Consider the following 14,514-nt stretch of genomic DNA (forward strand, 5'->3'; position numbering starts at 1 on the left):
TCAAACAATTTTGCGTTTGGAGTTTTTGCTACAGATTTGAACGGAGATGGATTAGTTGATAGCTCAGATTATGTAATCTGGGAGGCCAACTCAAACAACTTCATTTTTGCGTTCTATCCGTTTTAATAATATTATTCAAAATTCACATAAAAGCCCGCTCATTTGAGCGGGCTTTTATGTTGTTGATAATTAATATATTGCATTGAGCGCTGGTGTTTTTAAAAAAGAGCTCTAGTTCAAAAGCATAAAAAAGCAGATAAAAAGCAAACTCCTGTTTTTTAATCGAGTTTTTGGCGCTTTTATCGGTTTTCTTTTCAAGAGTCATTAAACTGATTCAAATTTGTAAGGTAGATTATCATTTAAAGTTAATACGTTCAACCTAGAATACTAAATCGCCCCTTAACCAAATCACTAAAAAGCAAAAGCGTATGACAAAAATTTACTTTCAAAAACTACAACATTTTAGGTTGCTCTCTCTGACCTAAAATAATTCCCTTAAATAAAATATCCGGCTTCACATGCATGAGCATCGTGACGTTTCATTTTATTGCCCAAAATCAAGCAATCAATAATAATCCCAAAACAAAAAGAGCATGAACACAAAAACTAAATTATTAACACAAAACAGTCAGCTGAAAGAGTTGTTCTTTTTCGGGCTGTTTTTTATGGTGCTGATGAACTTTTCATCGGTGCAGGCACAGACGCTGTTTTCGCAAGATTTCAGTTCGTCTACATCGCTGTCAAACTACATCAACAGTTCGGCGCCAGATGCCGGGCAGTTCAATGCCATTACCACAGCAGGTACGAGCACGGCAACGATTACCTCTGGTGCACTTCGCTTTACACGCGGCAACAGCACCACTAGTTTTACCCGATCAACCAACTTTAGCACGACCCCAACGGCTTTGGTTTATGAGTTTGATTTGACGGTAAGCGGAACACCAAGCGGTAACACGGCAACAACTGCCCGATGGCAAATAGGCAGCGGCTACAATGCTGCAACCAACGGTATTGAGTCTGACGCGAACACATATGCCCAAATGGCCATTGATTTTAGAGGAACTACAAGTTTTAGGTTTAACGATGTTTCAAATGCAAATACGTCAAGCAACTTTACAGTAGGAACTACTTATGCCATTACTTGGGTGATGAATAATTCCGGAGGTACGCTTTCTTATCTTGCTCCAAACGGAAATACTGAAACTATAGCCAATGATCGTATAGATTTTTGGGTGGGAACTACACGCGTATACAACGACGTTGTAGTAGAAACAACAAACGGAACCTTATCGGATATGAAGTTTGCTTATGTCGGAAGTACCGGAAGCATTACCCTAGATAATATTTCCGTAAAAGGAATGGCTACGCCCCAAGTATCCGCTTTTTCAGGAAATACAATTTGCTCAGGCGGAACAGGTCAGTTGACCGTTACAACTAGTGCAGGCGCTGGACCATTCACCGTAGTATACAATGATGGAACTGCCGATAGAACAGCGACCAATGTTACTTCAGGAACAGCTTTTAATGCTTTTGCAAACCCATCAACCACCACCAATTATACTTTGGTGAGCATTGCCGAAGCTTCCGGAACCATGAGAACTTCATCGTTTACCGATGGTTCAGCTACAATTACGGTTAATGCCCCAACGGTAAGTGTAGGCTCAGCTTTAAGCGCCATTTGTATAGGTGGAACTTCATCAGCCTTGGGCGGCTCTGTTGGTGGAACCGCTACAGGCGGAACTTGGAGCGATGGTGGTATCGGAGGAACTTTTAATCCAAATGATACAACACTCAATGCAACTTGGACACCACCGGCCAATTATTCAGGTTCGGCTACTTTAACTTTGACAACCTCAGGAGGTTCATGCGGAACCACTTCGGCTGCCAAAACGCAAGTTGTTAATGCACAACCTACAGCCATTGCCGGAGGTGCACAAACCATATGTTTCGGAAGTACAGCTACCGTGAGCGGAGCATCTTCATCAAACGGAACCATTTCATGGACCGAAAACGGAGCCGGATCAATCACTTCGGGTGCCGGTACACTGACGCCGGTTTATACCCCAGCGGCAGGTGATATTGGCAATACAGTGACTTTAACGATGACAGTATCTAATAGTCCGTGTGCATCAGCAACAGCAACCTATTCTGTTACGGTTAACCCTGCGGCTACAGTTAGTGCCGGCGGTGATCAAACGGTTTGCGCGACAAATCCTAATGTAACATTAGCAGGCTCAATAGGCGGAAGTGCTACTTCAGGAACTTGGTCGGGTGGTTCAGGAACTTTTAGTCCTGATAACAATACCTTAAACGCAGTTTACACACCCTCAGCTACAGAATTAAATTCTGGCGGAAATATAACCCTAACATTAACCACAAATGACCCTGACGGACCTTGTAATGCAGTATCAGATTCGATGATTGTTACCATCAAGTTGGCGCCTACCGCTTCAGCAGGTGGAACACAAACTATTTGCCCCGGAACAGCAGCTACCGTTAGCGGTGCTTCTGCTTCAAACGGAACGATTTCTTGGACAGAAAATGGAGCGGGCTCAATTACCTCTGGAGGTACCGGACTCACACCTACTTATACATCAGCAGCCGGTGATGCCGGTAATACAGTTACTTTAACCATGACCGTTACCAATAGTCCGTGTAGTGTGGCCACAGCAACTTATACCATTGTGGTGAGCCCTGCGGCTCCGGCAGCTCCCGGAAACATTACCGGTGCTACAACGGTTTGTACAGGCGAGACAACAACCTATAGTGTGGCAGCAGTTGCCAACGCTACTACTTATACATGGACGGTTCCTTCTGGATGGACAATTACCGACGGACAAGGAACTACTTCAATTGATGTTGTGGCAGGTTCTGCCGGAACCGGAAATATTTCAGTGGTGGCCAGCAATTCATGCGGAAGCACGAGCCCAACTCAAAGCATCAACATCAATCCAATATCAGGAACCAACAATACCGGATTTACATCCAGCAGTACAAAAACCAGCGGAAACATTACGTGTAATTCTGGTTCATTGCGCGGATACATTAAATTTCCTTTGAGTTCATTGCCTGCAGGGGCTAGCATTAGTTCAGCTACGCTAACTTTGGTGAATAACAATTCGGCCACGGTGAGCGGTGCTACCAATAATGTGCGTGCTTTAGGAAATACTGACCCAACTTCGGCTACAGCCAGTAGTTTATACAATGCCAGCGGAAGCGGGACCAGTTATAGCGCTGCTACATGGAGCAATACCGGTTCGGTTGTATTGACATTAAATTCATCTGCCAGAACTGATATTCAAAATAGAATTTCATCACCGGGATATTTAGCGGTTGGTTTACACCGAGGCGGTACAGCTGATTACAACTTCTTTGGCTTTGGAAACGGAAGTAATTCACCAACGTTGGCTGTTGATTATGTAGCTCCACGCATGTTGACCGTAACGGCCAATTTAAGCGCAACGGTTGATGCAGGAAGTTCTGTTGCTGCGGTTTGCCAAGGCGATACAACAGCTGCTCTTGGTGGTTCATTTGGCGGAAGTGCCACAGCAGCTATTTGGGATGATGCAGGTGCCGGAGGTACTTTTACCAATAATTCAGGTGCAACACCCGGTACAACAACTTATACAGCTGCAAGCAATGCTCCGGCTTCGGTAACTTTGACTTTAACCACTAGTGGTGGTTTGTGTCAAGCAGTTTCGGCCAGTAAAACTTTGGTCGTAAATGCCAACAGAATTGTTGATGCCGGAGGGGCTATTAGTGCAATTTGTCAAGGTGAAACAACAACTGTGTTAGGCGGTTCATTTGGCGGTAGTGCCACTTCAGCTATTTGGAACGATGGCGGAGCAGGAGGAACTTTCAGCAACAATTCTGGTACTACGCCTGAGACTGCTACTTATACGGCTGCGGCTAATGCACCTGCACTTGTCAATTTAACTTTGGTGGCTGCCGGAGGTTCGTGTGGGCCAACCACAGTGAGTAAACTATTGGCGGTTAATCAAAAAGTTGTTCCGGCTTTTGTTCCGGTTAGCCCAATCTGTGTTGGAGCTGTATTGTCAGAGTTGCCAACGGTTTCTGATAACGGCATTTCAGGAACCTGGTCGCCGGCACTTGATAATTTGCAAACTACAACCTATACGTTTACGCCTAACGCCGGCGAATGTGCTTTGCCAACAACCATGCAAATAGTTGTTCATCCTATTGTTACACCTACTTTTAATCAAGTAAATCCGATATGCGAAGGAGCTTCTTTGGCCGCTTTGCCAACGAGTTCTTTAAATGGGGTCAGCGGAAGTTGGTCACCGGCACTAAATAATACAGCAACAACGGTGTATACATTTACGCCAAATGTGGGCGAATGCGCTGTGTCAACCACCATGGAAATCACCGTTTATCCGGCCATTACGCCAACCTTTGATCCGGTGGCAGCAATTTGTTCGGGCGATGTTTTATCGGCTTTGCCAACAACTTCATTAAACGGAATTACCGGTTATTGGACCCCCGAATTAAACAATACCACCACAACAACTTATACTTTTATTCCGGATTCTGGTCAATGTGTGAGTAATATTGCCACTACATTAACAATCGTAGTCAATAACAATACAACTTATTATGCAGATGCTGATAACGACGGTTTTGGCGATGCTGCTGTATCTGTTCAAACTTGTTTGGGTACACCAACAGGCTATGTAACCAATAACACAGATTGCGATGCTGCCAACGGTAGTATCTGGAGAACCGGTATGTTTTATATTGATGCCGATGGTGATGGATACAACAACGGATTTCCGCAAGTTATGTTGTGTTATGGCTCGGCTACTCCGGCGGGTTATACCAAAACCAACATCGGAACTGATTGTGATGATTCACTCGCAACAGTAAACCCTAACGCCTCTGAGGTTATGGGTAACAATATTGATGATAATTGTGATGGAATTATTGATGAGGACATGCCAACTTCATACTTGACTTCATCAAGTTGCGGTGCTACCCTTCAACATATTTCAAATACCCTTTTTGCCTACAATTTGGCAGGACATGTACATCATACCGGTCCGGTTCAAGGATATCGTTTTAAAGTTTCAAATGCCAATGTTGATCGTCAGATTGAAACTTCGGGCAATAGTTTTGGCTTGCTTAATTTGCCGGGCGGAGCTGCTTTTGCCACCACATACACGGTGCGTGTTTCAGTTAAGTTAGGTGGTTTCTGGAGAGCTTATGGCTTGCCGTGTTCGGTAACCACTCCGGCTGTGCCGCATGGTTCTTATGTGACGCTTCCGGCTTGTGGAGCTACGTTAAGCAATATCTCAAATTCAATATTTTGTAATCAAGTGGCAGGAGCTTCTGCGTACAGATTTAGAGTTAGAAATGGTGCCACAGTTGTGGGTACTTATGATAGTCCTGTTAACCGATTCAGTTTGGTAAATCTTGGTGTTTCAAATATTTCATTTGCCACAACCTATACCATTGATGTATTGATTAAAATAGATGGACAATGGCGACCAGACACCGAATACGGAAACGTTTGTACTATTTCAACACCGCCAACACCAGCCTTGTCTAGAGTAATCAACCCTTCTTGTGGAGCAACCATCAATCGCAAATGGACGTCTATTTTTGCCCAACAAGTCATTGGTGCGCAAGGATATAAATTTGTAGTTACTTCAACAGATCCGGTTAGCTCACGTGAATATATTACGCCAAATAGTGTTTTTAGCTTAATGAATTTACCCGGAGGCGCAACATCAGGAGTTACTTATACCATTCGTGTTGATGTGCTTTACAACGGTAGCTATGTTCAAGGGGTACAGACCTGTGATATCACGGTTTCGCCATCGGCAACAGTAGCCAGACAAACCGATCAAATTGTTCAAGAGTTTGATGTAAAAGCTTATCCGAATCCGTTTACAGACAGTTTTAAATTCGATGTAAAATCAACCGACAGTAACTCAATCCAGTTAACGGTATATGATTTATTAGGCAGACAGGTTGAGGCACAAACAACTAGTTTGAATTTGTTGTCTGAATTAAACATCGGTTCAAAATACCCTTCTGGCGTATACAATGTTGTAGTCACGCAAGGAGAAAATGTCAAAACCTTACGACTTGTCAAAAGGTAATTATTGATTATTGGTTTTTAAAAAGCCTTCTCTTTTGGGAAGGCTTTTTTTAACATTTTTTAATGCCTGCTCTTTGGGTTTTTCCAGCTGATGTTGTTAAGACTTGCTATTGTAGGTTATTTTAAATAAAAGAAGAATTTTTTTTCTTGCCTTAGCGTTTTTGAAATTGTTAATAAGTTGCTTTTTTTTGATCATCAATTATGATCTGATAAAAAAATAATCTACTAGATTTGAGTAGGTTAAAATAGTTTTAATCTGTTTAAATCAGGGTTCTGTAACTGTTTCCCCAATGAATTCATCAGTGATGACAAATATTGATAAATTGATTTACTTGTTTGATATCTGCAACAAGTTCAATGACCAAAATAGAAAAAACAATCATTTTCAAAGATTAATTATCTTTCTCATTTTGGGTTTGCCTTTTCTGGTCAAGGCACAAGTTTCGCAAAATTTAGCGGTAAATCTTGCTTGTGTAGTTCCATCATCTATGAGTTATACCGTCAACAGTGCCTTTTATTGCACCGGACTTCCAATTGCCCCCAATATTTTAACGTACAATGGTACCGCGGCCACTTCGTACAATATTAATCCTGATTTGCCCGATGGTTTGAATTTTGACATCTCAAACGGAACCATATCAGGAACACCTACGGCTTCTGTTTCTGGCAACTACACGGTAACCATTATTAACCCTTGTGGTTTTACTGCCAAAACGATTTATATTTCTGTAAGCACCGGAACCAATTATTATGCTGACTCAGACGGCGATGGTTACGGAACCGGCGTTGCTTCAGTATCATGTACCGGACAGCCCGCAGGAACTTCAACCAATGATACTGATTGTGCTCCTTCCGATAGCACAAAGTGGAGAACTGCACTCTTGTTTACAGATGCTGACTCTGACGGATATGACAATGGTATGCCCAGAGTAAATGTATGTTACGGAGCTTCAATTCCCAGTGGATATTTAATTAGTTATATAGGTGCTGATTGTGATGATACCAATCCGAAAATAAATCCCAATGCTGTAGAAATAATGGGCAATGGCAAAGATGATAACTGCGACGGACAAATTGATGAAGTTATGTCAACGACCAAGTTATCAAGTGGAAGTTGCGGGGTTACTTTGGCTAATTTAAGCAACACCCTTTTTGCAAATCAAATAGCGGGAGCTCAGGGATATCGATTTGAGGTAACCAATAACAACAGAGTATCAACTTATGATGCAACCAGTAATCAATTTAATTTACTCAATTTATCACCCGGAGTTAGCTATTCATCAACCAATACCCATAATACGGTTCGAGTTGCTGCTAAATTAGGCGGCTATTGGCGTGCATACGGGCAAACATGTTCAGTCACAACTCCGCCTGTTCCCAATTCAACATCCATAAGTAATCCGGCATGTGGAACAGTTTTGACCAATATATGGAACACCATATTTTGTTATAACATTCCCGGTGCAACGGCCTACCGATTTAGAGTTAAACAAGGTTCTACTTTGGTGGGTACCTTTGACAGCCCGGTCAATAATTTTAATTTGGTCAATTTGGGCGCTGCTAGTTTGAGCTTCGGAGTTACCTATACCATTGATGTTTTATTGCAAATGTATGGCACTTGGTTGCCGGATTCTGATTACGGAACCCCCTGCAATATTATAACACCGCCAACGCCCGGGGTTTCAAGAGTAACGTCGCCCAGTTGTGGCAGTAGCACCAATAATTTGTGGACCAGTATTTTTATCCTACCGGTTGTAGGTGCTCAAGGATATAAATTTGTGCTGAACAATGGTGTTCAATCACGAGAGATTATTTCAACTTCAACTCAGTTCAGTATTCACGATATTCCGGGCGGACCCATGCCGGGAACCAATTATACGATTAGAATTGATGTTTTGTATAATAATAGTTATGTGCCCGGCAGAGAAATCTGTACTTTAAACATTCTGCCCACCGCAACAAGGCTTACTCGGGCTGATTCAGATTTAAGCGATGTTAAGTTGTTTCCGAATCCGTTTGAAGATCATTTTGAACTGCAGATAACCGAAGAAGTTTTAGATCCTATCTATATATATGTATACGATATGTTAGGTAGAGAAATGCAAAACTTAACTGTGTCAAATAATAACGATCACAATATTCATATCGGACAAAATTATCCTTCGGGTGTTTATCAGGTTGTCATGAAGCAGTCTGATCAAGTAAAAACAATTCGAATGATTAAGAGATGATGTTGTAAAACCTTTTAAAAAAGCCTGAAATTAAAATCAGGCTTTTTTTTTGAAATAGATACTGAGTTGCTGTTGTATTTGGTTTTTATTGCAACAGAATTCTGTGACAAAAAATAAGTTTTGTTTTATTTTGTCACAAAAGTTGTGACAAATTTTTTTCTCAAGTCATTTTTGTCACAAGTTCTGTGGCATTTTTTTTTCTTCGATGCATTTTGCCACAGAATACATTATTAAATAGAGAATAGAAATATTACAGCCCAAAACCCCATCTTATTTTATATCATTATTGAATCTAAAGGTAATTTTGCGCTTTTTTTTGTCTTAAAAAGTATAAAAGAGTGCGATTAAGTGCATTAGAATCATAAAAGGGTCTATAAACTGCACGTTTTTTTGGGCGAATGGCACGAGATTTTGATTTTTTGCTGCTTTAACGAGTTTTGGTGTTGTTGACCGAAAATATTTCAGTAGCCGGCGTGTTGGTCATAAGTTTGTCATGTACAAATGAAACAACAAACACACAGAATTATGAAATCAATCATCAACACCATCGCCGCTTCAGTAAACGTGAAAATGTTATTGGTAGTTGCCGTTATGTTGGTTTCATCTTCAAATGCATTTGCACAAACTACCATTGAAGTTCCTGCACAAACTACTGCATCAACTTCAGCAGTTGAGTCAAACAGCAACATGAACATGGTTTCATGGTTTATGATGACCAAACAAACTGCCAACGGTGTAATCACCAAAGAGAACACCGCTAAAAAACAAATGATTACTTCAGGAATTGCTCCAAATCGTTTGTTGATTAAAGTATTGTTGAAAAAAGCTTCACAATACGGTTCAAACATCGCATAGTTTTATTTTTAACATAGTTAGGTTAACTCAGAGAGCCTCCTTCGTCAAGGGAGGCTTTCACTTTTTATTTCAAGACTGTTTGTGCTTAATTTCAGCGAGTTATTTTTTGGACAAGCGCGAGAATCTGTTGTGAAATTTTTGTTTTTTTTGTCTATTTCTTAAAAACATTGTTCTTTTTTTGTTTTTATTCTTGTTAAAAGCAACAGCTGGTCGGGTTTTATGTGGATTTTCATAATTTTAAAAATCTTCATTAAAAATTCTATTGTTTGCTTTAACTTTGCGAGTCCAACCCAACCCTTTCAATTCAACCTTAATCGCATTAATTAAGAGAAAATATTTAAAACCCAAACTATGAAAAAACTATTACAAAAATCAAAGCTAATTGACATGGCTCTGAATGTTCAATGGGTAGTTGTCATGATTCTTCTTATGACTTTTCAAACGACAAACGCACAGTCACCCGTTTATTTTTCAAGTGGAAACTATGCCAATCCGAACAATTGGTCACAAGGAAGTGCAGCATCATTCGGAACCATTGTCGGGACCAATATTCATACGACAACTCCAAATGGTACTGGGAATCAGTATTTTCGTATGTATAGTGCTACATCAGGAGGTACTACTTATGAACCTAATGGTGCTTCGGATATTTTGCTAACTACAGGAGCAGTAACAACGCTTCAAGTAACTGGTTCAGGAAAAGCCTATTATTTGAACATTGCCAATGCTTCAAGTAATGTGGTTTTCAAAACCAGAGGTTCAGGAGCTCCGGGTTCATCTACCATTGTAGCTTATGAAATTCAAGGAGCTATTCAAACAATTACAGGGGTTTCTCAGTCTCCAATTGCGTCTGCGGTCAACTCAATTAGTTCGGTTACAGTTACTGCAACATTAAGCGGGTCGTTGGCTACAGGACAAGGTATTTGGATGCGTTATACCACTAACAATTATTCAACTTCTACAGTAGTACAGCTAACCGGTTCTGGAACTACATATACCGGAACCATTCCTGCACAAGCAGCAGGAGCCAACGTTTCATATTATGTATTTTCATCAGGAACGCCAGCTTCGATTACCGGAGCTGATGCTGACTTAGCCACCATCAACATCAACAACAACGGCGGTAGCAATTACACCTACACCGTTTTGCCTACACAATATACTTGGAACCAAACCGGAACCGCTTCATGGGCCACGGCGGCCAACTGGACACCCACCAGAACTACACCGGCAGCCACCGATGTACTTTTGTTTAACAACGGAGCGACTACAACGGTTAATAGTGTTCCAACAACACAAACCATTGGTGGTTTGTTGATTTCTAACAACACCAATGTGACATTTGCTACTTCGACAGCTGCTGCATTAACTATTGGTAATAATGTAACAGGCGCAGATTTATCTGTAGCTGCCGGTTCATCACTGAATGTTTTGAGTAATGCGGTTCAAAGTATCAACGTAGCTACTGGAGCTACTGGAGCCATTTCTGGTTCAATGACGTTTGCTGGTGTTTCTGTAAATACTGCCCACGTATTGACTGCAGCAGATGCATCAGGGATTACCTTTGCATCAGGCGCATCTTTTACTCAAAACACCTTCAACAATGGAAATGTATTCGGAAATGGCACAGCAAATAGTGTTGTTTTTGCTAACGGATCTACATTTAATCACTTTGCTGGTTCAAATCCTTTTCAGAAAACTCAACCAGCGTCAGTTGTAGTTTTTAATTCAGGAAGCAATTATGTAAATAATCAGGCTAACGGTAATGGATTTTCGTTTTCAGGGAGGACTTACGGAAATATTACATTTTCTGGAACAGGAACTGTAAATGCAACTGGAACTGCTGGGTTAACCGTTTATGATTTGACGATTAATTCAGGTACATTTAATCTAGGTATGACCACAGTTGTCGCAAGTATAAAAGGAAATATTTCGGTGGGTAACGGTGCGGCGTTAGTGATAAATCCGTCATCAACTAATACTAATATAAATGGAACAGGAATTCAGACTATTTCAACCGCAGGTACAGGGAGCATATCTGTTGCCTCTAGTAGTACGCTAACGGTTGTTTCAGGTTCTACTGTAGATATGGGAACTTCATTTATAACTGGAGCAGGAACTTTCACTGTGGCCAGTGGCGGAACACTTAGAACCGCAAATGCAGATGGAATTTACTCCTCAACAGCTACAGGTTCCATCAGAACAACTACAAGAAATTTCAACACGGGTGCCAACTACGTATATAATGGTACAGCCAACCAAACTACCGGTACCGGTTTGCCTGCTACGGTAGCTAGTTTGACCATAAACAATTCAGGAACTTCTCCAGCCAATGTGGTAACTTTAACCAACAACTGTACAACAGCCAGCGTGGTGCTTACTGCGGGTAAATTAGATTTGAATTCTAAAACATTAACTGTGTCATCGGGCGGTACAGTTGCTGCAACCTCAGGTGATTTTACGGCTACGGCTGGTCCGGTAGCTTTTGCAGGAACTGGAACAGTCTCAGGAACTGTTAACTTCCCAACGGTCACTCTGGCGGGTGGAGTTAATTTTGGTTCGGCTTCAAATATTGTCACCTCATTGCAAATTAATTCAGGTGGTTTTGTGAATACTAATGCGCCAACTTATGGTTCTTCTTCTACCTTAATATACAACTCAGGCGGAACTTATGGTCGCGGAACCGAATGGAGCGCTACCAGCGGAGCGGGTTATCCGAACAACGTTCAAATACAAAACGGTACTACGGTAGATTTATCAGCCAACGGTTTTGCTGATAGAGCTATTTCCGGAAACTTAAACTTAGGTGTTGTGGGTGCAGCCAGTGCAGGTTCATTGACCATGGGTGCCACGACCAATAAATTAACGGTGGGCGGAAACTTAGTCATTGGCGGAAATACATCAGGAACCAGTGTTTTAACTTTGTCATCGGCCATTGGTGGTGATATATACTTAAACGGTAACTGGGATACCAAAACCAATGGTTCATATGCTTCTAACACCAGAGCCGTATTCTTTCAAGGTTCAGGAACTTCAACAGTAACTACCATTGGAGCTGCTACTTTTGATTATTTATTTGTAAATAAAACAAGTGGCGGAACGGTGAGTTTGGCCAATGATATGACTGTAAACAACAACTTGACGTTGAATGCACAGTTGGTAACAAACTCTTTTAAATTAATTATTCCTACCGGTAATAATGTTACCGCTAATCCGAGCGGATGGGTAAGAGGTAACCTCCAAAAAAACATCCCAACCGGAACCAATTCAAGAACTTTTGAAATTGGCGACAGTTCAAACTATACTCCGGTAACTTTAGATTATTCTGGAGTAACTGGCGCGGGTAATGTAGTTGCTTATACAACGGCCGGAGATCACGCACAAATTAGTTCTTCAGATATTGATCCTTCTTTTTCAGTAAACAGAACTTATACATTAACCAATTCAGGTGTTACCGGCGGAAGCTATGATGCTACTTTTAACTTTGTGGCCGGTGATGTGGATAGTGGTGCTATTACTGCTGCTTTTGGAGTGAGTAGTTATGTAAATCCAACTTGGACCAGCGCAACGGTAAGCACCAGAACCAGCACTTCTACTAAAGCAACTGGCTTGACCGGTTATGGTGATTTTCAATTAGGCGAAACCGCAACTACTTGGACAGCTGGTGCATCAACCACTGATTGGGCAACTTCGGGCAACTGGTCAAAAGGTGTTCCGAGTGCAAGTATCAATGCGATTATTCCATCAGCTAGTTTGTATCCTGAAATTTCAGCTACGGCTGCTGCCAACAGAATGTCGGTAGCTTCAGGTGCTTCGGTAACTGTAAAATCAGGTTACAACTTAACCGTTACAGATGCCATTGCCAACAGCGGAACTATTACCGTTGAAAACAACGCCAACTTAAAACAAACCAATAATGTTTCAAATACCGGAAGCGGAACTGCTGTTGTAAAACGCAATACTGCTACTTTGATGCGTCAAGATTATGTAATGTGGTCATCACCGGTTGATGGGCAACAATTGCAAGCGTTTTCACCGCAAACATTGTCAACTCGTTTTTATACTTTTGATGGTTCAGCCGGAACAGCCGGTCAATATGTGGCTACTTCAGCAACCGGAAATTTTGCCGATGCAACGGGTTATTTGATTCGTTTGCCGAACAATCATCCGGCTACTCCAACCGTTTGGAATGGTACCTTTACCGGAACCGCTATGCACAATGGTAACTACAGTTTAACCAGCTTAAATAATAATCAGTATTATGCTGTGGGTAATCCGTATCCGTCAACCATTGATGCTGATTTGTTCATTGCCGGAAACAGTTTAGCTGATGCGATGTATTTCTGGAGAAAAACCAACAACAGCGCTAATCCATCATATGCTACTTATACGTTAGCAGGTGGAGTTGGAACACCGGGTTCTGGTGATCCGCTTGGTTTAACGCCAAATGGGGTGATTAATGTTGGTCAAGGTTTTATTGTTAAAACATCTGGGTCAGGAACTTCACTCAACTTTACCAATGGAATGCGTATTACCAACAACGGGAATCTTTTCTTTAGAACCAACGAGATTGAGCGCAACCGCATTTGGTTAAATATGAGTAACACTTCGGGTATTGCTTGTCAAACGATGGTTTCATACATGGAGAATGCTACTTCCGGAGTTGACAACATGATTGATGGTCTTTTCTTGAATGACAGTCAAAACGCATTAACGAGTTTGATCAACGGTGCTGAGTATGCTATTCAAGGACGTGCTTTACCATTTGAATCAACTGATAGTGTTGCTTTAGGATTTAAATCAGAATTGCCGGGTGACTACAGTATAGCACTTGATCATGTAGATGGCTTCTTTATTAATGAGCACAATATCTTCTTGAAAGATAATTTAACGGCTACCGTTCACGATTTAAGAACCGGAGCTTATACATTTACAACTGCAGGCGGAGTTGATAATACTCGTTTTGAATTGGTGTTTGAAAATTTACTCAATGTGAATCCTCATGATTTAGCAGCCAATCAAGTTATTGCCTACACCCACAACAATCAATTGAATATTGATTCTGGAGCTATTAAAATGGCTCAAGTTGAGGTGTTTGATATCAGAGGAAGATTAATTGCTCAGTCTTCTTCTATTAACGCTTCTAAGGCTGTTTTGAATATTCCTTCAACACACCAAGTGTTATTGGTCAAAATTACTTCTGAAAACGGACAATCTGTTACTAAGAAAGTAATGAATTAAATCGCTTTTATTTTTAAACATACAGAAGCCTCTGCCTCAAGCAGAGGCTTTTTTGATGCAATCAAA

General features: G+C 41.2%; 4 protein-coding genes. All 4 read left to right on the forward strand.

From position 1 onward, the window contains the following. The first annotated feature begins 593 nt into the window (after positions 1-593). Positions 594-6,122, forward strand: a complete 5,529-nt coding sequence (locus tag KIH23_RS13185) for a T9SS type A sorting domain-containing protein (protein ID WP_213213973.1) — start codon at positions 594-596, stop codon at positions 6,120-6,122. A 289-nt stretch (positions 6,123-6,411) separates the two neighbouring features. Then, positions 6,412-8,352: a MopE-related protein gene (locus KIH23_RS13190; RefSeq protein WP_213213974.1), complete on the forward strand. Its 1,941-nt coding sequence runs from the start codon at positions 6,412-6,414 to the stop codon at positions 8,350-8,352. 525 nt (positions 8,353-8,877) lie between these two features. Continuing rightward, a complete protein-coding gene (locus tag KIH23_RS13195) occupies positions 8,878-9,207 on the forward strand; it encodes a hypothetical protein (protein ID WP_213213975.1) in 330 nt (109 codons plus the stop codon). 351 nt (positions 9,208-9,558) lie between these two features. Then, on the forward strand, positions 9,559-14,448 hold the full coding sequence (locus KIH23_RS13200) for a T9SS sorting signal type C domain-containing protein (protein WP_213213976.1): 4,890 nt from the start codon (positions 9,559-9,561) through the stop codon (positions 14,446-14,448). The last annotated feature ends 66 nt before the right edge of the window (positions 14,449-14,514 follow it).

This window comes from Flavobacterium sp. CYK-55 (assembly GCF_018413465.1).
Taxonomy (GTDB): Bacteria; Bacteroidota; Bacteroidia; order Flavobacteriales; family Flavobacteriaceae; genus Flavobacterium.